The sequence below is a fragment of the Cupriavidus pauculus genome (genome assembly GCF_008693385.1).
GTDB lineage: Bacteria > Pseudomonadota > Gammaproteobacteria > Burkholderiales > Burkholderiaceae > Cupriavidus > Cupriavidus pauculus_D.
This window is the reverse complement of the sequence record NZ_CP044065.1, coordinates 442,042-460,888: the sequence shown is the minus strand read 5'-3', so window position 1 is coordinate 460,888 and position 18,847 is coordinate 442,042. Positions and strand designations below refer to the sequence as shown.

The following is an 18,847-nucleotide window of genomic DNA, read 5'->3' as shown; positions in this document are numbered from 1 at the left end:
ATCCGTAACGATCGGGCGACTTCCGCATGCAACTCGTGATCGTGGCCGTCGGCCACAAGATGCCTGCCTGGATCGAATCGGGCTTTGCAGAATATGCCAAACGGATGCCGCCCGAGCTGCGTATCGAACTGCGCGAGATCAAGCCGGAAGCGCGTTCCTCGAGCAATAACGCCGCCACGGTGATGCAGCGCGAGGCGGCCCGCATCGAGGCCGCGCTGGGCGCGCTGACGCGCCCGCGCATCGTCGCGCTCGACGAACGCGGCAAGGACCTCACCACGGTCAAGCTGGCCGAGCAACTGACCGGCTGGCAGCGCGAGGGCGGCGACGTCGCCTTCCTGATCGGCGGTGCCGATGGGCTCGATCCGGCGCTGAAGGCGCGCGCCAGCACGCTCATCCGCCTGTCGAGCCTGACGCTGCCGCACGGCATGGTGCGCGTGCTGCTGGCCGAGCAGCTGTATCGCGCGTGGTCCGTCACGCAGAACCACCCCTATCATCGCGTTTGAGGCGCCGTGCCCGACCGGCATGGTGCCAGGCCTCTTCCCATGCCCATCGACCTGTCCCTCTACGACATTCTCTACCTCGCCTCCCAAAGCCCGCGCCGCCGCGAACTGCTGACGCAACTGGGCGTGCGCTATGAACTGTTGCTGGCCGATGCGGCCGAAGATGCCGAGGCGCTCGAGGCCGTGCTGCCTGGCGAGTCGCCCGACGCCTATGTCCAGCGCGTGTGCGCGCTCAAGGCCGAGGCCGCGTTGCAGCGCCGTCAGCGCCGGGGCCTGCCCGCGCGGCCGATCCTGACTTCGGACACCACGGTCTGCCGCGGCGGCGACATTCTCGGCAAGCCCGCGGACGCCGCCGAGGCGACCGCGATGCTCGCCGCGCTCTCGGGCACCACCCACCGCGTGCTGACCGCGGTATCGGTGGTATCGGTGGCCGGCACGCGCCATGCGCTGTCGATCTCCGACGTCACTTTCCGCAAGCTCGGCGCCGACGAGATCGAGCGCTACGTGGCGAGCCGCGAACCGCTCGGCAAGGCCGGCGCATATGGCATCCAGGGCCGCGCCGCCGAGTTCATCGAACGTATCTCGGGGAGCTATTCGGGTATCATGGGCCTGCCCCTGTTCGAGACGGCCGCGCTGTTGCGCGAGGCAGGATTGCGGTTCTGAGACTTGCGGTCTGAGACTTGCGGTTCTGACACGTTTCCCATCGCCATGACTGAAGACATCCTAGTCAACATCACACCGCAGGAAACCCGCGTCGCCATCGTGCAGCAAGCCGCCGTCCAGGAACTGCACGTCGAACGCACGCTCACGCGCGGGCTCGTCGGCAACATCTATCTGGGCAAGGTCGTGCGCGTGCTGCCTGGCATGCAGTCGGCCTTCATCGATATCGGACTGGAACGCGCGGCGTTCCTGCACGTGGCCGATATCTGGCACCCGCGCGACCCCGACAACAAGAACGGCGTGCAGCTCGCGATCGAGAAGACACTGTACGAAGGCCAGGCGTTGATGGTGCAGGTCATCAAGGACCCCATCGGCACCAAGGGCGCGCGGCTGTCCACGCAGGTCAGCATCGCGGGCCGCACACTCGTGTATCTGCCGCAGGACCCGCATATCGGTATCTCCCAGCGCATCGAGGGCGAGGTCGATCGCGAGGCGCTGCGCGCGCGCGTGCAGGGCCTGGTCCCTACCGACGAGCGTGGCGGCTTTATCGTCCGCACGATCGCGGAGGAAGCCAGCAACGACGAGCTCGGCAACGATATCGCGTACCTGCGCAAGATCTGGTCGGCGATCAAGCTCAACGCCACGACGCTGCCGGCGCCGAGTCTGCTTTATCAGGATCTGAATCTCGCGCAGCGCGTGCTGCGCGATTTCATCAGCGAGGCCACGGGCTCGATTCAGGTGGACTCGCGCGAAAACTACCTCAAGCTCGTCGAGTTCGCGCAGGAGTACACCCCTGCCGTGCTGCCCCGCCTGTCGCACTACACGGGCGAACGGCCGATCTTCGATCTGTTCAATATCGACGCCGAAATCGAGCGCGCGCTGTCGCGGCGCGTGGACCTGAAGTCCGGCGGCTACCTGATGATCGACCAGACCGAGGCGATGACGACGATCGACGTCAACACGGGCGGCTACGTCGGCGCGCGCAATTTCGACGACACGATCTTCAAGACGAACCTCGAAGCCGCGCACACGATCGCGCGGCAGCTGCGCCTGCGCAATCTCGGCGGCATCATCATCATCGACTTCATCGATATGGAGAACGCCGAGCATCGCGAGCAGGTGCTCTCCGAACTGAAGAAGGCGCTCTCGCGCGACCGTACGCGCATCACGGTCAACAACTTCTCGCAGCTCGGCCTCGTCGAGATGACGCGCAAGCGCACGCGCGAATCGCTCGCGCACGTGCTGTGCGAGCAATGCCCGGTTTGCACCGGCAAGGGGCAGGTCAAGACGCCGCGCACGGTCTGCTACGACATCCTGCGCGAGATCATGCGCGAGTCCCGCCAGTTCAACCCCCGCGAGTTCCGCATCCTCGCGTCGCAGGAAGTCATCGACCTCTTCCTCGAGGAAGAAAGCCAGCATCTGGCGATGCTCGGCGATTTCATCGGCAAGCCCATCTCCCTGCAAGTGGAGTCGACGTTTCATCAGGAACAGTACGACATCATCCTGATGTAGCCGTCATCGTTCTGTCATCCGCTCCCTCCAGAATGCGCCGTGTCATTCAACGAGGAGTGGACATGACGCATGCCATCGAGGTCCGCGGACTCTCGAAAACTTTCCGGGCCGACCGCAAGGCGCTCGACGACGTCACGCTGCAGGTTGCGCCCGGCGAAATGGTGGCGCTGCTTGGCGCTTCGGGGTCCGGCAAGTCAACGCTGCTGCGGCACGTGGCCGGATTCATCACGGGCGATGCCGGCGCGGGCGAGATTCTCGTCAATGGCCGCATCGTGCAGCGCAATGGCCGCCTGGCGCGCAATGTGCGCAGCGTGCGCGCCGAAATCGGCTTCGTATTCCAGCAATTCAATCTGGTGGGCCGTCTGCCCGTGCTGACGAATGTGCTCGTCGGCATGCTCACGCGTGTGCCGAAGTGGCGCAGCCTCCTGCGCATTTTCCGTGCCGCGGAAGTGCAGGCCGGCCTCGACGCCCTTGCTCAGGTTGGTATAGACGACTATGCGTTTCAGCGGGCATCGACGCTGTCGGGCGGACAGCAGCAGCGCGCCGCCATTGCCCGCACGCTCGTGCAGAACGCCAACGTGATCCTGGCCGACGAGCCCATCGCCTCGCTCGATCCCGAGTCCTCGCGCCGTGTAATGACGCTGCTCTCGCAGATCAACCGCACGCGCAAGGTGGCCGTGGTCGTTTCGCTGCATCAGGTGGACGTGGCCATGCGCTACTGCCCCCGCGTGGTGGCGCTGCGCCAGGGCAAGGTGGTCTACGACGGCCCTTCCGCCGCGCTGACCGCGTCGATGCTGCGCGATCTCTACGGCACGGAAGCCGACGAGCTGCTGCACGACACGCACCACGGTGCCCATGACGGCAAGGCCGGCGCCGACGAACGCGTGCCCGCCACTGTGATGGCCGTCTGATCGATGGCCGCCTGAACCAGCTTCTTTTCCTGCGCTTTTACCCCAACGTTTTCACACCGGAGTCACCCATGCTTCGCAGAACCTTCTTCGCCGCGGCCGCGGCCGTGACCGTCGTGATGGCTGGCACCGTTGCCACGCCCGCGCTGGCACAGGACGCCAAGGTCCTGAACATCGGCTTTATCTCGACGGAGTCGTCGTCGAACCTCAAGAATGCCTGGCAGCCCGTGATCGACGACCTGAGCAAGGCGCTCGGCGTGCAGGTCAAGCCGTTCTTCGCATCGGACTATGCCGGCATCATCGAAGGCATGCGCTTCAACAAGGTGCAGGTGGCCTGGTTCGGCAACAAGGCCGCCATCGAAGCGGTGGACCGCGCCAACGGTGAAGTGTTCGCGTCCGTGATCGACAAGGACGGCAATCCGGGCTACTGGTCGGTGCTGCTCGTGAACAAGGACAGCGAGCTGAAGTCCGTCGAGGACGTGATCCGCCGCGGCAAGGACCTGTCGTATGGCGCCGGCGATCCGAACTCGACCTCGGGCACCGCGGTGCCGGGCTACTACCTGTGGGCCGCCAACAAGGTCGAGCCGAAGACGCTGTTCAAGGCCGTGCGCATCGCCAACCATGAAACCAATCTGCTGTCGGTGATGAACAAGCAGGTGGACGTGGCGATCGCCAACACCGAGGCGATCGAGCGCTATCGCATCAGCACCGGCAAGAACGCGCTCGACCAGGTGCGCGTGCTGTGGAAGTCGCCGCTGATCCCGGCGGATCCGCTGGTCTACCGCAAGGATCTGCCGGCCGATACCAAGGCCAAGATCAAGTCGTTCTTCGTGAACTACGGCAAGGGTCCCGACGCCGCGCGCGAGAAGCAGCTGCTTGCCACGCTGACGTATCAGGGCTTCCGTCCTTCCACCGACGCCCAGCTGGTGCCGATTCGCCAGCTCGACCTGGCCAAGGAAAAGGCCAGGATCGAGCAGGATGGCTCGCTCGCCGCCGCCGACAAGGACAAGCAGCTGGCCGACGTCTCCCGCCGCCTGGCCGAGCTCGACAAGCTCGCCGCCAGCGCGCAGTAACGCCGCCATCGGGCGTGGCGCCGCGTTGCGCCGCGCCCGATGTGCGCTGATTCACCCGAATCCCCCTACTCCCGCCATGTCCCTGACCGCCACGCCCACCAATCCCCCGACGGCCCGCCCGCCGCGCACGTCGCTCGCCGTGATGCTGATCTGGGCCATCCTGCTGGCGACGCTCGTCGTATCGTGGAATGGCGCGGACATGCGTCCGCTCGACCTGCTGAACGACTCCGGCAACATGGCGAAATTCGCCGCCGACTTCTTCCCGCCGGACTTCCGCGATTGGCGCCACTACCTCGACGAGATGTTCGTCACGGTGCAGATCGCCGTCTGGGGTACCGCGCTCGCCGTCGTGCTGGCGGTGCCGCTGGGCCTGCTGTGCGCGGCCAATATCGTGCCGCCGTGGATTTACCAGCCGGCGCGTCGCCTGATGGATGCGTGCCGCGCGATCAACGAGATGGTCTTCGCGATGCTGTTCATCGTCGCGGTGGGCCTCGGCCCGTTCGCGGGCGTGCTGGCCATCTGGGTCCATACGACCGGTGTGCTGGCCAAGCTGTTCGCCGAGGCCGTCGAGGCCATCGATCCGCGCCCCGTGGAAGGCGTGCGCGCCACCGGCGCCGGCCCGATCGAAGAGATCGTCTACGGCGTGATTCCGCAGGTGCTGCCGCTGTGGCTCTCGTTCGCGCTCTATCGCTTCGAATCCAACGTGCGCTCGGCCTCGGTCGTCGGCATCGTCGGTGCCGGCGGCATCGGCACCGTGCTGTGGGAAATCATCCGCAGCTTCCAGTACGGGCAGACCTGCGCGGTGATGATCATCATCGTGCTGTTCGTGACCGCCATCGACATGCTGTCCGCGCAGATCCGCAAGGTGCTCGTGTAACCCACGCCATCGCGCAACAAGAACCAACGTCCCCATGCTGACACTCGACCAGATCGAAACGCTGTTCGCCAATCACGGCACCAACTACTACGGCGACGAGGCCATCAGCCAGACCGCGCATGCGCTGCAATGCGCGCAGCTGGCCGAGCAGGCCGGCGAGCCCGAGGCGCTGATCGTCGCCGCGCTGCTGCACGACGTGGGCCACCTGATGCTCGCCGAGAGCTCGACCACCGATATGCGCCATCAGGAAGCCGCGGCGGGCGCGCTCGCCGAACTGTTCGACGACGCCGTGACGGAGCCCGTGCGCCTGCATGTGGCCGCCAAGCGCTATCTGTGCGCGCGCGATGCCGGGTATCACGACACGCTGTCGCCGGCGTCGGTGCACAGCCTGGTGCTGCAGGGCGGGCCGTTCGACGCGGCGCAGGCCGACGCGTTCGCGCGGCAGCCGCATGCACTAGCCGCGGTGCGCCTGCGCCGCTACGACGATCTCGCGAAGATCGTGGACCAGCGGACGCCGCCGTTGTCGCACTACATGGAGATGGCCGCGCGCTGCGTGCGCGCTTCGGCCTGACGCGTCGGGAGAAGTCAGCTGGCGACGATCGTCGCCAGCCGCTCGACAGCGTCGTCGAGATTGCCACTGTTGTCGAGCTCGACGAGCCAGCACTCCGCCGGCACATCGAACGGCTGCGTCGCGCGCGCCAGGCGCGCCGCGATCGCATCCTCGGACTCGCGGCCGCGCTGGCGCAGCCGCTTGCCCAGCACCTCGGGCCGCACGCGCACATGCACCGCGCACAACGCCGGATAGCGCGCCACCGCATGGCGCAGATATTCGCGCGAACCATTGACGACGACACGCAGGCCCTGCGCGAGCCATGTCTCGATCTCGATGCCGATGCCGTAGTGCAGGCCATGGCTATGCCAATGCAGCGCCATGCAACCGAGCGCCTCGCGGCGATGAAACTCCTCGGGCGACAGCGCGACCGATGCCTCGTTGGCATCGGCCTCGCGCGTGATATAGCGATGCGCGATCACGATACGGTCGTCGTGGCCGAGCCGCTCGCGCAGCGCGCGCAGCAGCGAGTCCTTGCCGCTGCCCGACGGGCCCATGACGTAGAACAGCCCACTGCCCCGGCTCGGACCGTGCATGGGTGCGGCGACCTGCCGGACGGCACCCGTCATGACACCATGTACGCGGCGCCCGCGCCATCCGTCACGGCGCCGTCGAACGCGTAGTGCCGCGCGATCATGAAGTCGTCGCCACGCTTCGGCTGCACGAAGATCGCAATGCCATCGACATGCAGCGGCACACCGCGCAGCGGTGCCGTCAGGCGCTCGAGCAGCGCCATCGCATCGCGCTGCTCCGCTTCCGGCACCATGCCGGTCAGCGTGATATGGAACGTGAACGTCTCGAACAGATAGGGATAGCCCCACTGCGCGAGCATCGCGCGCTGGGCGTCGTTCAGCAGTGCCGGATTGCGGCGCGCGAGTTCCGCTTCGGTGGCGGGCGCGCGAAAACGCTCGAATGCGCGCACCGCATCGTCGGCCAGCGCATGCATGGGCTGAACGCCATGCTCGCCGAGGCACCATGCGATAAAGCCGCGCAGCGCGTGCAGTTCCAGCGAGGCGTCGAACGCGGTGCGCCCGTGCGCGAACGCGCGCGCGGCGGCGTCGAGCATCGTGGCATCGGTGCCTTCGGCGAGCCGGAATGGCGGCTTCAGCGTGGCGTGCAGTCCGTAATGCGCGGGCGCCTCCACCCATGCCGCGCGGCGCGGGTCGTCGAACGCCGGCGTCAGGCCTGCGCGACCCGCATCGGGGCAACGGCCGAGCCACTGCGCGCCAATCGTGCGAAACGGTTCCGCGGGCGCGAGATAGATCGCGTAGCGATGTGCCTGCATACCGCCCTCGCTCAGGCCGCGAGGCTGGCGGCACCGTCGGCGATCGCGCCTGCTTCCACGAGCGGCAGCGGCAGCGTCGCGTGGCGCAGCTGGCCCCCGACGATGGCGGCGCACACGCGCGGGAGGCCGGGCTGGCTGTCATCGACGAGGATCGCATCGGCACGCAGGCCGGGCAGCAGCACGCCACGATCGTTCAGGCCGCCCGCGCGCGCGGGATTGCGCGACACGAGGTTCCAGGCGCCGGCGAGGTCCACGACGCCAAGCTGCGCAAGCTTGAACGCGGCCTGCAGCGGCGCCGGGTAGTAATAGTCGGAGGCCAGCACCGTGCACAGCCCCGCGCCGACCATCTCCGTCGCATTGGGGGCACCGGTATGGCTCTGCCCCCGCATGACGTTCGGCGCGCCGAACACGGTCTCGTTGCCAAGCTGGCGCGCCGTGCGCGCGGCATCGACGGTCAGCGGGAACTCGGCGATCGCGCAGCCCTGCTGATGGTAGTGCTGCCGCGTGGCCACATCGGGATCGTCGTGCGAGGCCACGGGCAGGCCGGCCGCGCGCGCGGCGGCGATCAGGCGCGACATCGCCGCGGGCACGTCGGGGGCATGGCGGCTGGCCGTGCGCAGGCGCTCGCGGAACGTCTCCACATCGCACTCGGCGCGATCGGCGTACTGGGCCATCTTGCGCTCGTCCGTCATGCGGCGCGCCGTCGTCGGCAGGTGATCGTTGATCGCGAGCAGGCCCACGCGGCCATCGGCAATCCACGACATGGCGGTGTCGAGGCCGGACAGGTGATACGCCTCGAAGCGCAGATGCACGCGGTGCGAGGCACCGAGCACGTGCCGCAGCTGCGCCAGCGCATCGAACATGCGCAGCGCATAGGCTTCTCCACGCAGTCCGCCCTCCCACGACAGCGTGACGCCGTGGAACTCGGTCGTGATGCCATGCGCGAGCAGCTGGCGATCGACGTCGATCAGCGCGCTCGCGTACGGAAAGCTCACACCGGGCCGCGGCATCACCGCGCGCTCGAACGCATCGCCGTGGATATCGACGATGCCGGGCAGCACGAGCAGGTTGCCCGCATCGATGCAGGCACCGCCGCGCGCGGGCTGCTCGGCGAGGCGCGTGCCGTCGATACCGAGCGTTGCGGGGCCAATGCCGCCGGTGCCAAGCACGCGGCGGCCCGTGATGCCGGCAAGCGGCTGATGAGTGTAGGAGGTCGTATGCATGAACGTCACGTTATTCCTGAGACATGACAAGCAGATGTCTAGACCAATATGCCGGGCACGCAGCACATGCCGCGCGCCCGCAAGGCGTTTCTACTCGGTGTCGCTGACGGTCAGCTGCACCCAGTCCCCCGCAAAGCGGGTCATGCTGTACTGCAGCGGCTGGCCGTCGAGATCGACGTTGAGTGCCTCCACCTGCAGTACCGGCCGCGTCTTCGGCTGGCTCAGCAGGCGCGCGACCGGCGCGGAAGGCATGGCCGCCGTGATGCGCGACCATTTGCGGGTGTAGTCGGCAATGCCGTAATGCGCGAGCGCGCGCGAGATCGAGTTCGTCTCGTGCAACCGCTCCGCAAGCCCGGGAAACCGCGCGGGATCGAAGTAGTGTTCGGCCACATCGATCGTCCGGTCCTCGGCCTTGCCGATCATCTGCACATGCAGGATCTGCGCGGTACGCGGAAGCCCCAGATGCCTGGCCACTTCCGGCGCGCGCAGCAGCTGCGACTCGACGATTTCGAGATGCCCGCGCATGCCCTGCGCGGCAAGGTTGCGCGAGAAGCGCGTGCGGCGGCCGATCGCATAGTCGATCGCATGCTCCTGCACGAACGTGCCGCGCCCCTGCTCGATGCGGACCAGCCCGCTCAGCTCCAGCTCGCCCATGGCGCGGCGAATCGTGTGGCGATTGACCGAGAAGCGCGTGGCCAGCTCGGGTTCGGGCGGCAGCTGCTCGCCCGGCCCGTAAAGCTTGTTGCGAATGTCATCCGCCAGCGCTTCGCCTATCTGGCGCCACACGGCCACACCCGAGCCGCGTTCGACTTCCCGTTCAGACATCTCGTCCCGCCTCGTGTCATCAAGCATTCATCAAAACCATGCGATTGTGCCTCAGTGCGGCGACGGCCGCGAGCCGGTGTGCGGGGTGGAAAGGATCGTCGGGCGCGTCATCAAAGCGTCATCCCTGTGTGGTCTAGTAGCGCCCAGTTGTGATAGTGTACATCTAAACGTATAGACGTATAGGGGTAAGAATGAAGACCCAAAATTCCGGCGATACCAACGTGGCGAATGCAGCGAATGCCGCCCGTGCCGCATGGATGCGCACGCTCGCGCTGTCGGGCCCGGACGCACTGGACACCGCATGGGACCGCCTGCTCGCCGACGGCGCGCAGATGCCCGCCTACCGCTTCCTGCGCAAGCCCGAGAGCGGGATGACGATGGTCCGCGCGCGCGCCGGCGGCACCGGGGCGCAGTTCAACCTCGGCGAGATGTCCGTCACGCGCTGCGCCGTGGTGCTCGACACCGATGGTGTCGCGGGCGTGGCCTATCTGCAAGGCTGCGGCGGCCGTGGCGCGCGCCATGCGGAGCGCGCGGCGGTGCTCGATGCATTGCTGCAACTCCCCGCGTGGCATGACCGTATCCACGCGTCGGTGATCGCGCCGCTCGACGCGGCACTTGCCGCGCGCGCCGCGCGCGAGGCCGCCGAGGCCGCGCGCACGCGCGTGGAGTTCTTCACGATGGCACGCGGCGAGGACTGACATGACCCCTATCGATACCCACGACACCACCACGATGGCCTCCCTGTCCGCTCGGGTCGATGCCACGACGGGCCCGTCGCTGCTGCCCGGCTTCGACAACCCCGTCGACGACGCCCAGCAGGTCTTCCGCGCGGCGCTCGACGCGTTTGCCCATCCCGGCACGCTGCAGGCCCTGCCCGCCGCCAGCACGGGACTGCCGGACGGCCTGTCCCCGGCCATGACCGCCCTGCTGCTCACGCTCGCGGACAGCGACACGCCCGTCTGGCTGCCCGCCGATATCGGCCCGGCCGCGCGCGCGTTCCTGCGTTTCCACTGCGGCTGCCCGCTGGCGGAGACCCTGGGGCAGGCGACCTTCGTGTGCGTGCCCGCGGGCCACGCCGTGCCGCCGCTCGCGCAATGCGCGCAGGGCGACCCCGCTTACCCCGATCGCTCGGCCACGCTGCTCGTGGAAGTGTCGTCCCTCGCGAACACGGCCGCGCCCGACGACACGTTCGTGCTGCGCGGCCCCGGCATCGAGACCATGCAAGCGCTGTACGCGAGCGGCCTGCCCACCGATTTCCCCGTGCAATGGCGCGCCAACAACGCGGGCTTCCCGCTCGGCGTGGATCTGTTGCTGACCGCTGGCGACCGCTTCTGCGCGCTGCCGCGCACCACGCATCTGGAGGCCTGACATGTACGTAGCCGTCAAGGGTGGCGAACGCGCCATCCTCAACTCGTACCGCCGGCTCGACGCCTATCGGCGCGGCAACGTCGCGGTTCCCGAACTCACGCTCGCGCAGATTCGCGAGCAGATGCCGCTCGCGGTCTCGCGCGTGATGGCCGAAGGCTCGCTCTACGATCCGCACCTGGCCGCACTGGCCTTGAAACAGGCGGCCGGCGATCAGGTCGAGGCAATCTTCCTGCTGCGCGCCTATCGCACCACGCTTGCGCGCTTCGGCTATACGCAACCGCTCGATACGGGCGCGATGCGCCTGCACCGCCGGATCTCGTCGACGTTCAAGGATGTGCCCGGTGGACAGGTCCTCGGGCCGACCTACGACTACACGCAGCGGCTGCTCGATTTCTCGCTGGAAGTCGAAGGCAATGCCGAGTCCCATACCGAAGTCAGCACGGCTGCTGCCACCGCTGCTCCCACCACTGTCGCGACCGGCAAACCCGCCGCCTCCATGCCGCGCGTCACGACGCTGCTCGAAGCCGAATCGCTGGTGGAGATCGATGCGATTCCGCCCGGCGATCCCGCACCGCCCGACCTCACGCGCGAACCGCTTACGCTGCCCGCCGGCCGCGCCGCGCGCCTGCAGAACCTCGCGCGCGGCGACGAAGGCTTTCTGCTGTCGATGGGCTACTCGACGCAGCGCGGCTACGGCAATACGCATCCGTTCGCGGCAGAGATCCGCTATGGCAACACCGAGGTCGAACTGTTCGTCGAGGAGCTCGGCTTCGCCGTGACCATCGGCGAGATCGAAGTGACCGAATGCCAGATGGTGAGCCAGTTCGCGGGCAGCGCCAACGAGGCGCCCCGCTTCACCCGCGGCTATGGCCTCGTGTTCGGCTATGGCGAGCGCAAGGCCATGTCGATGGCACTGGCCGATCGCGCGATGCGCGCGGCGGAGCTCGGCGAAGCCGGCGACGCACCGGCCAACGATATCGAGTTCATGCTCTATCACAGCGACAACGTCGAGGCCTCGGGCTTCGTCCAGCATCTGAAGCTGCCCCACTACGTCGACTTCCAGGCCAACCTCGAACTGCTGCGCCGCCTGCGCGCGGAACAGGCCGACGCGTCGGCGCCGGCCTCGCGGCAACCGCCCGCGGCCGACACCGACACCCCTATCGCTCCCCAGCCGCAAGAGGAGACGCTCGCATGAGCCAGTCCGTGAATCCGTTCAGCGACCGCGAAGCCGCCGCCACCAAGGTGGCGCGCGACGACCACTACAACTTCGGCTACCTCGACGAATCGACCAAGCGCATGCTGCGCCGCGCACTGCTGAAGGCCGTGGCCATCCCGGGCTATCAGGTGCCGTTCGGCAGCCGCGAGATGCCGCTGCCGTATGGCTGGGGCACCGGCGGCATCCAGGTGACCGCGGCGATCATCGGCACGCGCGATGTGCTGAAGGTCATCGACCAGGGGTCCGACGACACCACCAACGCCATCAACATCCGCCGCTTCTTCGGCCGCGTGACGGGCGTCGCCACCACGGAACGCACGCACGACGCGACGATCGTGCAGACGCGCCACCGCATTCCCGAAACGCCGCTGCGCGCGGGACAGGTCATGGTGTTCCAGGTGCCGATTCCCGAGCCGCTGCGCTGGCTCGAGTCGAGCGAAGCGGAAACGCGCACGATGCATTCGCTGGCCGAGTACGGCGCGATGCACGTCAAGCTCTACGAGGACATCTCGCACCACGGCCATATCGCGACGACGTACGACTATCCGGTTATCGTCAACCAGCGCTACATGATGCGTCCCTCGCCGATTCCCAAGTTCGACAACCCCAAGCTGCACAACAGCCCGGCGCTGATGCTGTTCGGCGCGGGCCGCGAGAAGCGCGTCTACGCGGTGCCGCCCTATACGTCGGTCAAGAGCCTCGACTTCGTCGATCACCCGTTCACGGTCGAAAAGTGGTCGAGCTGCTGCGCGCAGTGCGGCGCCACCGACAGCTATCTGGACGAGATCATCACCGACGACGCGGGCACGCGCATGTTCGTGTGCTCGGACACCGAGTACTGTGCGGACCGCCGCCAATCCATCGAAGGAGCCGCAGCATGAGCGCGACGCCCCTCCTCTCGGTCCGCGACGTGAGCCGCACGTGGGACGGCATTCACGGCTGCCATGACGTCAATTTCGATCTCTATCCGGGCGAAGTGCTCTGCGTGGTCGGCGAGTCCGGCTCCGGCAAGAGCACACTGCTGCAGGCACTGTCGATGCAGGCCGCCCCGCAGCGCGGCAGCGTCTGGTACGACGTACGCGAACAAGGGCTGACCGATCTGGCCACGCTGTCGAGCGCGCGCATGCGATTGCTCGCGCGCACGGACTGGGGCTTCGTTCGCCAGCATGCGCGCGATGGCCTGCGCATGCAGGTCAGCGCGGGCGCGAATATCGCCGAGCGCCTGATGGCCGTGGGCGAGCGCCACTATGGCGACCTGCGCGAAATCGCCGGTGCATGGCTGGAGAAGATGGAGATCGATCTCGCGCGTCTCGACGACATTCCCGCGACGTTCTCGGGCGGCATGCAGCAGCGCCTGCAGATCGCGCGCAACCTCGTCACGCATCCGCGCCTCGTGTTCATGGACGAACCCACCGCGTCGCTCGACGTCTCGGTGCAGGCGCGCCTGCTGGACCTGCTGCGCCGGCTCGTGAACGACCTCGGACTCGCCGCCATCCTCGTCACGCACGATCTCGCCGTGGCGCGCCTGCTCGCGCACCGGACCATCGTCATGCAGGGTGGCCGCGTGGTCGAGCAGGGGCTGACCGACCAGATTCTCGACGATCCGCAACACCCGTACACGCAGCTGCTCGTGTCCTCCATCCTGCAAGGCTGATCGCAATGCACGACGACTCCCAACGCATGCTCGAGGTCCGTGGCCTCGGCAAGATGTTCACGCTGCACAACCAGGGCGGCATCCGCCTGCCCGTGCTGCAGGCGATCGACTTCGATGCGGCCCGCGGCGAATGCCTCGTGCTGTCCGGCCCCTCGGGCACGGGCAAGAGCACGCTGCTGCGCTGCCTCTATGGCAACTACCTGGCCACGGAAGGTTCCATCCGCCTGCGCGACACCGCGCAGGAAGGCGCCCCGTGGATCGAGCTGACCGATGCGCCCGAGCAGCACGTGCTGCGCCTGCGCCGCGACGTCATCGGCTACGTGAGCCAGTTCCTGCGCGCGATTCCGCGCGTCAGCACGCTCGACGTGGTGGCGGAGCCGCTGCAGCAGCGCGGCACGGCCCTGCCCGAGGCGCGCGAACGCGCCGCGGCACTGCTCGCGCGGCTCAACGTGCCGCGCCGCCTGTGGGACCTGCCGCCCGCGACGTTCTCGGGCGGCGAGCAGCAGCGCGTGAATATCGCGCGCGGCCTGATCGGCAACCACCCGATTTTGCTGCTCGACGAGCCGACCGCATCGCTGGACGCCGACAACCGCGCGGTCGTGGTGGCGCTTATCCGCGAAGCGCTCGACGCGGGCCGCTGCCTGATCGGCATCTTCCACGACGAAGCCGTGCGCGACGCCGTGGCCACACGCCTGCTGCCGTTGCAGCCCGCCGTGCATGCCACCGGCGCGGCGGCCTGACCCCTTCTTCGGACCTTCCGACATGTCCACAAGCTACCTCACGCACGCCACGCTCGTGCTGCCGGACCGGCTGCTCGCCGACAGCGCGCTGCTGATCGACGACGGCCATATCGTCGCCATCGAACCCGATGCCGCACAGGTGCCGTCGCGCGCCAGCGTGATCGACCTGCGCGGCCATACGGTCATGCCCGGCCTGATCGACGTGCACTGCGACGCCATCGAGAAGGAAGCCGAACCGCGCGCGGGCGTGCTGTTTCCGCTCGACTTCGCCGTGGCGCAGGTCGATCGCCGCAACGCGGCGGCCGGCATCACCACGCCGTATCACGCGGTGTCGTTCGCGAGCAACCAGTTCGGCGTGCGCAACAACGACACGGCCGCGACGCTCGTACGCACCGTGGCCGCATTCAACGCGCACAGCCTCGTCGATAACCGCATCCACTGCCGCTACGAAGTCACCGATCCGGCCGCCGTACCCGTGCTCGAGGCGCTGATGGACGAAGGCGCGGTCGATCTGCTGTCCGTCATGGACCACTCGCCGGGACAGGGCCAGTTCAAGACGCTGGATGCCTACCTGGCGTACATGATGGGCAACCACGGCATGACGCGCGAGGAGGCGGCGGACGCCGCCGCGAAGAAGCAGGCCGAACTCGAGGGCGCGCCCGAGCGCGTCAACCGCCTGCTGGACCGCGCGCGCCTGCACGGCATTCCGACCGCGAGCCACGACGACGATTCGCCTCAACGCATCGCCGCCATGCATGCGCTCGGCGTGCGGATGAGCGAGTTCCCGATCAACGTGGACACGGCGCGCGCCGCGAGGGATGTGGCGCTGCCCACGATCCTGGGCGCGCCCAATGTGCTGCGCGGCAGGAGCCAGAGCGGTTCGATGCGGGCGCTCGATGCGATTCTCGCGGGCGTGGCCAGCATCCTGTGTTCGGACTACCAGCCTTCGACGCTGATCGCGGCCGCGTTTGCGGCGGCGCGTCAGGCCGAACTGCCGCTCGACGCGGCACTGGCACTGGTCACGGCCAATCCGGCCGATGCCTGCGGGCTGTCGGACCGCGGCCGCCTGCGCGCCGGCGCGCGCGCGGACGTCATCGCGGTCAGGACGGTGGCCGGGCAGCCGCTGGTCACGCATACGTGGTCGGCGGGACGGCTGGTGTTCGCGGCGGGATATCCGAACGAGCGTATGGAAAGCGAAAGCGTTCGGCAACGGGAGTCGCAGGCGGCTGTCGCCTGACGTCGCCGGCGCATCCTCTGACTATAGACGGCTACCCTGACGCCGCCTCTAGGATAATCACCGACGCCGGCACCCATCCCATTCCCCGGCGCGCCCCCTATAACTGATCATGTAGGGGCCGTCGAGGAGTCGTCATGCCATCCCGTCTTACCGCGCCAGCCGTGCTGCTGGCCACGCTGCTCTGCGCCGCGTGCACGCCGCCGATGCTCGCCGACCGCTCGAAGCCCATGCAGGGCCCGAGCGCGCCCAAGACTTACCCACCCGCGCCCGAAACCCGGTCGACCCCGATTCCCGCCCGCGTCATCGACATGGCCGGAGACTGCAAGCGGACGGAAGAAGACGGCTTTCGCGAGGACGCCATGATGCGCATCTCGCACAACGACGTGAAGACGCTGAGCTGGAAGCTATGGGTGTCGAAGCGCGGCTCGTGCGAATTCAATCTGTCCGAATTCAAACAGACGCAGCAGACACCGCATATCGAACTCGTCGCGCTCGATGGCAGCGGCTGCAAGCTGATGGTCTGGCAGGATCCGCGGCGCGTCACGCTCGCGCATGCGCGCTGCGAAAAGCATTGCACGGCCGGCATCTACGAGCAGGCGTGGCCCGTGCTGTTCGACCCGCGCAGCGGCAACTGCGCGGACATCAAATAGGACGGCGCGCCGGCTACCTTGCCTTGGGCACGCGGCCCATGAGGTAGAACTCGTCGTTCGGACGCATGGCGATCGTATTGGCCATGCGGTTGGAGAGCCCGAAGAACGCCGTGATGGCCGCGATGTCCCACGCGTCCTCGTCGCTGAAGCCGTGTTCCCGCAGCGCATCATAGTCGGCTTCCGAAACGCCGCGCGAGTCCTCGCAGACCTTCATCGCGAAGTCGAGCATCGCGCGCTGGCGCGGCGAAATATCGGACTTGCGGTAATTGGTGGCCACCTGATCCGCGATCAGCGGCTTTTTCTCGTAGATGCGCAGCAGCGCGCCATGGGCGACCACGCAGTAGAGACATTGATTGGCGCCCGACGTGGCCACCACGATCATCTCGCGGTCACCCTTGGTCAGGCTGCCCGTCTCCTTGAGCATCAGCGCGTCGTGGTAGGCGAAGAACGCGCGAAACTCGTCGGGACGGTGCGCGAGCGCCAGAAAGACGTTGGGGACGAAGCCCGCCTTTTCCTGCACCTCGACGATCCGCGCGCGGATATCGTCGGGCAGGTCCTTCAGTTCGGGGACGGGAAACCGGCTAACGGGAAATCCGCTAACAGGAAGTGAGCTGATGGCGGTCATGCGAGTCTCCTCGGGGTATGGTCCCCGTCTGAAGCCGCATCTTACCGCCATCCGGCGCGGAGGCTTACTGCGACGTCGCGAACTGAATCCGATGCAGCCCCGCATAGAGGCCGTTGGCCGCCAGCAGTTCCGCATGGCTGCCCTGCTCGGCCACACGGCCATGTTCGAGCACGACGATGCGATCCGCGTTCTCGATGGTGGAGAGCCGGTGCGCGATCACGAGCGTGGTGCGGCCGACCATCAGCGACTCGAGTGCGGCCTGCACCTGGCGCTCGGACTCCGAGTCCAGCGCCGACGTGGCTTCGTCGAGGATCAGGATCGGCGCATCCTTGTAGATCGCGCGCGCGATGGCCAGGCGCTGGCGCTGGCCGCCCGACAGTTTCATGCCGTTGTCGCCGATATTGGTCTCCAGACCTTCCGGCAGACCGCTGACGACATCCGTCAGGTAGGCCGCCGCCAGCGCGCGCTCCACGCGCGCCATGTCGATCTGCTCGCCCGGATGCACGCCATAGGCAACGTTCGCGGCGACGGTGTCGTTGAACAGCACCACGTCCTGGCTCACGAAGGCAATCTGGCGGCGCAGATCGGCCAGCGCGAACGCGTCGATCGACTGGCCGTCCAGCAGGATGCGGCCTTCGGTCGGATCGAAGAAGCGCGGCACGAGGTTGACCAGCGTGGTCTTGCCGCTGCCCGAAGGCCCGACCAGCGCCACGACTTCGCCGGCCGAGGCCCGGAACGCGACGTTCGACAGCGCCGCGCGTCCCGCATCGCCATAACGGAAGCCCACGTTCTCGAACGCGAGATCGCCCTTGGCGCGCGCAAGCGGCAGTCCGCCCTGCTGCGGCTCGATCGGTTCGTCGATCAGCCCGAAGATCATCTCCGCGGCCGTCACGCCGCGCTGCAGCGGCTGGTTCAGGTCGGTCAGGTGCTTGAGCGGCGAGATCAGCAGCAGCATCGCCATCACGAAGCCCGTGAAGCCGCCCACCGTGGTCTGGCTGGCCTGCGACTGCACCACGGCGATGGTCAGGATCACCGACAGGGCCAGCGACGCCAGGAATGCCGTCACGGGCTGATTCAGGCCGCCCGCCACGGCCATGCGCATCGAATAACCGCGCAGGCGCTCCGCCATGGTCTGGAAGCGATCCATCTCGTACGCCTCGCCGCCGTGCAGCTTGACGACCTTGTAGCCGCCGGCCGCTTCCTCGACCACATAGGCCGCGGTGTTCGTCATCGCCTGGTGTTCGCGATTGAGCTTGCGCAGGCGACGATTCACGCGCGACATCACGAAGCCGATGGACGGCAGCAGCACGGCCACCACGAGCGTCAGGCGCCAGTTCGTGTAGAACAGGTAGATCAGCAGCGCGAGCACGGTCAGCGAATCGCGCACGAGCGTGATGAGCACGCCTGTGAGAATCTGCATGACCTGGTTGACCTCGAACACCACCGCGTTGATCAGCGAGGCCGCGGTATTGCGGTGATAGAACAGCGCCGGCGCATGGAGCATGCGCTCGAACATCTGCAGCCGCATCGTCTTGAGCACGTTGTTGGACACGCGGCTCAGCAGGTAGCCCGACGTGAACTGCGCCACGCCGCGGATCAGCGCCACGCCAGTCAGCAGCGCCGGCACGTGCCAGAGCTTGCCCGCGTACGCGCCGCCAAAGCCCTTGTCGAGCAGGTCGTTGACGATCTTCGGGATGATGCCCTCGCTGGCCGCCACCACGCCCATCGCCAGAATCGCGAGGAGGAAGGTGCGCAGCTCGGGCCGCAGGTAGGTCCAGACGCGGCGGAGCGTATCGCGCTCCTGCAGCGACGTCTTGACCAACGATGATTGTGCTTGCTTGTCTTTCACATTGACTCCACCCCGTTTGCGCGGGGAGTGCTTCT

The 18,847-nt window shown here is 67.5% G+C and carries 21 protein-coding genes; 15 read left to right on the top strand and 6 right to left on the bottom strand.

Annotated features, from left to right (window positions below; translation table 11 throughout):
- Positions 1–26 precede the first annotated feature (26 nt).
- From rlmH to FOB72_RS02130, 7 genes are all read left to right on the top strand, one after another.
- Complete coding sequence (gene rlmH, locus FOB72_RS02160) at positions 27–503, top strand: 23S rRNA (pseudouridine(1915)-N(3))-methyltransferase RlmH (RefSeq protein ID WP_150371030.1); 477 nt, start codon at positions 27–29, stop codon at positions 501–503.
- Between the two features lie 39 nt (positions 504–542).
- The gene (locus FOB72_RS02155) at positions 543–1,163 is read left to right on the top strand and encodes a Maf family protein (protein ID WP_150371029.1); all 621 of its coding nucleotides are present in this window, start codon (positions 543–545) and stop codon (positions 1,161–1,163) included.
- Positions 1,164–1,208: 45 nt separating this feature from the next.
- Positions 1,209–2,672, top strand: a complete 1,464-nt coding sequence (rng, locus tag FOB72_RS02150; protein WP_150371028.1) for a ribonuclease G — start codon at positions 1,209–1,211, stop codon at positions 2,670–2,672.
- A 62-nt stretch (positions 2,673–2,734) separates the two neighbouring features.
- On the top strand, positions 2,735–3,583 hold the full coding sequence (gene phnC / locus FOB72_RS02145) for a phosphonate ABC transporter ATP-binding protein (RefSeq protein ID WP_223851389.1): 849 nt from the start codon (positions 2,735–2,737) through the stop codon (positions 3,581–3,583).
- Positions 3,584–3,651: 68 nt separating this feature from the next.
- Entirely contained in the window at positions 3,652–4,653 is a 1,002-nt protein-coding gene (gene phnD / locus FOB72_RS02140) for a phosphonate ABC transporter substrate-binding protein (RefSeq protein WP_150371027.1), read from the top strand.
- A 76-nt stretch (positions 4,654–4,729) separates the two neighbouring features.
- On the top strand, positions 4,730–5,530 hold the full coding sequence (gene phnE, locus FOB72_RS02135) for a phosphonate ABC transporter, permease protein PhnE (protein WP_150371026.1): 801 nt from the start codon (positions 4,730–4,732) through the stop codon (positions 5,528–5,530).
- A 34-nt stretch (positions 5,531–5,564) separates the two neighbouring features.
- Positions 5,565–6,101 carry a phosphonate degradation HD-domain oxygenase gene (locus FOB72_RS02130; RefSeq protein ID WP_150371025.1) on the top strand — a complete coding sequence of 179 codons (537 nt, stop codon included), beginning with the start codon at positions 5,565–5,567 and terminating at the stop codon, positions 6,099–6,101.
- A gap of 14 nt (positions 6,102–6,115) precedes the next feature.
- Here FOB72_RS02130 and phnN read toward each other — a convergent pair whose 3' ends face one another.
- The 4 genes from phnN to phnF form a co-directional block, all read right to left on the bottom strand.
- Complete coding sequence (gene phnN / locus FOB72_RS02125) at positions 6,116–6,709, bottom strand: phosphonate metabolism protein/1,5-bisphosphokinase (PRPP-forming) PhnN (protein ID WP_150371024.1); 594 nt, start codon at positions 6,707–6,709, stop codon at positions 6,116–6,118.
- Positions 6,706–7,425 carry a DUF1045 domain-containing protein gene (locus tag FOB72_RS02120; RefSeq protein WP_150371023.1) on the bottom strand — a complete coding sequence of 240 codons (720 nt, stop codon included), beginning with the start codon at positions 7,423–7,425 and terminating at the stop codon, positions 6,706–6,708. The genes phnN and FOB72_RS02120 overlap by 4 nt, the downstream gene beginning before the upstream one ends.
- A gap of 11 nt (positions 7,426–7,436) precedes the next feature.
- Positions 7,437–8,648, bottom strand: a complete 1,212-nt coding sequence (locus tag FOB72_RS02115) for an alpha-D-ribose 1-methylphosphonate 5-triphosphate diphosphatase (protein WP_150371022.1) — start codon at positions 8,646–8,648, stop codon at positions 7,437–7,439.
- Positions 8,649–8,738: 90 nt separating this feature from the next.
- The gene (gene phnF, locus FOB72_RS02110) at positions 8,739–9,473 is read right to left on the bottom strand and encodes a phosphonate metabolism transcriptional regulator PhnF (RefSeq protein WP_150371021.1); all 735 of its coding nucleotides are present in this window, start codon (positions 9,471–9,473) and stop codon (positions 8,739–8,741) included.
- 191 nt (positions 9,474–9,664) lie between these two features.
- Between phnF and phnG the strand changes: the two genes are divergently transcribed.
- The 8 genes from phnG to FOB72_RS02070 all read left to right on the top strand — a co-directional run bounded on the left by phnG (position 9,665) and on the right by FOB72_RS02070 (position 16,338).
- Positions 9,665–10,171, top strand: a complete 507-nt coding sequence (gene phnG / locus FOB72_RS02105) for a phosphonate C-P lyase system protein PhnG (RefSeq protein WP_150371020.1) — start codon at positions 9,665–9,667, stop codon at positions 10,169–10,171.
- 34 nt (positions 10,172–10,205) lie between these two features.
- Positions 10,206–10,841, top strand: a complete 636-nt coding sequence (phnH, locus tag FOB72_RS02100; RefSeq protein ID WP_150373710.1) for a phosphonate C-P lyase system protein PhnH — start codon at positions 10,206–10,208, stop codon at positions 10,839–10,841.
- Position 10,842: 1 nt separating this feature from the next.
- On the top strand, positions 10,843–12,036 hold the full coding sequence (locus FOB72_RS02095; RefSeq protein WP_150371019.1) for a carbon-phosphorus lyase complex subunit PhnI: 1,194 nt from the start codon (positions 10,843–10,845) through the stop codon (positions 12,034–12,036).
- The gene (locus FOB72_RS02090; protein ID WP_150371018.1) at positions 12,033–12,938 is read left to right on the top strand and encodes an alpha-D-ribose 1-methylphosphonate 5-phosphate C-P-lyase PhnJ; all 906 of its coding nucleotides are present in this window, start codon (positions 12,033–12,035) and stop codon (positions 12,936–12,938) included. The genes FOB72_RS02095 and FOB72_RS02090 overlap by 4 nt, the downstream gene beginning before the upstream one ends.
- Complete coding sequence (gene phnK / locus FOB72_RS02085; RefSeq protein WP_150371017.1) at positions 12,935–13,711, top strand: phosphonate C-P lyase system protein PhnK; 777 nt, start codon at positions 12,935–12,937, stop codon at positions 13,709–13,711. The genes FOB72_RS02090 and phnK overlap by 4 nt, the downstream gene beginning before the upstream one ends.
- 5 nt (positions 13,712–13,716) lie before the next feature.
- On the top strand, positions 13,717–14,451 hold the full coding sequence (gene phnL / locus FOB72_RS02080) for a phosphonate C-P lyase system protein PhnL (protein ID WP_150371016.1): 735 nt from the start codon (positions 13,717–13,719) through the stop codon (positions 14,449–14,451).
- Positions 14,452–14,473: 22 nt separating this feature from the next.
- Positions 14,474–15,688: an alpha-D-ribose 1-methylphosphonate 5-triphosphate diphosphatase gene (locus tag FOB72_RS02075; protein ID WP_150371015.1), complete on the top strand. Its 1,215-nt coding sequence runs from the start codon at positions 14,474–14,476 to the stop codon at positions 15,686–15,688.
- A gap of 227 nt (positions 15,689–15,915) precedes the next feature.
- Positions 15,916–16,338 (top strand): hypothetical protein, encoded by a 423-nt coding sequence (locus FOB72_RS02070; protein WP_223851468.1) that lies wholly within the window; start codon positions 15,916–15,918, stop codon positions 16,336–16,338.
- A 13-nt stretch (positions 16,339–16,351) separates the two neighbouring features.
- On the opposite strand, the gene FOB72_RS02065 is transcribed toward FOB72_RS02070, so the two are convergent.
- Complete coding sequence (locus FOB72_RS02065) at positions 16,352–16,963, bottom strand: peroxidase-related enzyme (RefSeq protein ID WP_150371013.1); 612 nt, start codon at positions 16,961–16,963, stop codon at positions 16,352–16,354.
- Positions 16,964–17,027: 64 nt separating this feature from the next.
- The gene (gene msbA / locus FOB72_RS02060) at positions 17,028–18,785 is read right to left on the bottom strand and encodes a lipid A export permease/ATP-binding protein MsbA (protein ID WP_150373709.1); all 1,758 of its coding nucleotides are present in this window, start codon (positions 18,783–18,785) and stop codon (positions 17,028–17,030) included.
- Positions 18,786–18,847: the final 62 nt, after the last annotated feature.

Bases quoted from the DNA above. Each gene is read 5' to 3' on its own strand.
- FOB72_RS02065 (WP_150371013.1), bottom strand. From the start codon at position 16,963: ATGACCGCCATCAGCTCACTTCCTGTTAGCGGATTTCCCGTTAGCCGG.
- rng (WP_150371028.1), top strand. From the start codon at position 1,209: ATGACTGAAGACATCCTAGTCAACATCACACCGCAGGAAACCCGCGTC.
- FOB72_RS02090 (WP_150371018.1), top strand. From the start codon at position 12,033: ATGAGCCAGTCCGTGAATCCGTTCAGCGACCGCGAAGCCGCCGCCACC.
- FOB72_RS02155 (WP_150371029.1), top strand. From the start codon at position 543: ATGCCCATCGACCTGTCCCTCTACGACATTCTCTACCTCGCCTCCCAA.
- rlmH (WP_150371030.1), top strand. From the start codon at position 27: ATGCAACTCGTGATCGTGGCCGTCGGCCACAAGATGCCTGCCTGGATC.
- phnL (WP_150371016.1), top strand. From the start codon at position 13,717: ATGCACGACGACTCCCAACGCATGCTCGAGGTCCGTGGCCTCGGCAAG.
- phnH (WP_150373710.1), top strand. From the start codon at position 10,206: ATGGCCTCCCTGTCCGCTCGGGTCGATGCCACGACGGGCCCGTCGCTG.
- FOB72_RS02075 (WP_150371015.1), top strand. From the start codon at position 14,474: ATGTCCACAAGCTACCTCACGCACGCCACGCTCGTGCTGCCGGACCGG.
- phnE (WP_150371026.1), top strand. From the start codon at position 4,730: ATGTCCCTGACCGCCACGCCCACCAATCCCCCGACGGCCCGCCCGCCG.
- FOB72_RS02095 (WP_150371019.1), top strand. From the start codon at position 10,843: ATGTACGTAGCCGTCAAGGGTGGCGAACGCGCCATCCTCAACTCGTAC.
- FOB72_RS02070 (WP_223851468.1), top strand. From the start codon at position 15,916: ATGCAGGGCCCGAGCGCGCCCAAGACTTACCCACCCGCGCCCGAAACC.
- phnK (WP_150371017.1), top strand. From the start codon at position 12,935: ATGAGCGCGACGCCCCTCCTCTCGGTCCGCGACGTGAGCCGCACGTGG.
- phnF (WP_150371021.1), bottom strand. From the start codon at position 9,473: ATGTCTGAACGGGAAGTCGAACGCGGCTCGGGTGTGGCCGTGTGGCGC.
- FOB72_RS02115 (WP_150371022.1), bottom strand. From the start codon at position 8,648: ATGCATACGACCTCCTACACTCATCAGCCGCTTGCCGGCATCACGGGC.
- FOB72_RS02130 (WP_150371025.1), top strand. From the start codon at position 5,565: ATGCTGACACTCGACCAGATCGAAACGCTGTTCGCCAATCACGGCACC.
- phnN (WP_150371024.1), bottom strand. From the start codon at position 6,709: ATGACGGGTGCCGTCCGGCAGGTCGCCGCACCCATGCACGGTCCGAGC.
- FOB72_RS02120 (WP_150371023.1), bottom strand. From the start codon at position 7,425: ATGCAGGCACATCGCTACGCGATCTATCTCGCGCCCGCGGAACCGTTT.
- phnD (WP_150371027.1), top strand. From the start codon at position 3,652: ATGCTTCGCAGAACCTTCTTCGCCGCGGCCGCGGCCGTGACCGTCGTG.
- phnG (WP_150371020.1), top strand. From the start codon at position 9,665: ATGAAGACCCAAAATTCCGGCGATACCAACGTGGCGAATGCAGCGAAT.
- phnC (WP_223851389.1), top strand. From the start codon at position 2,735: ATGACGCATGCCATCGAGGTCCGCGGACTCTCGAAAACTTTCCGGGCC.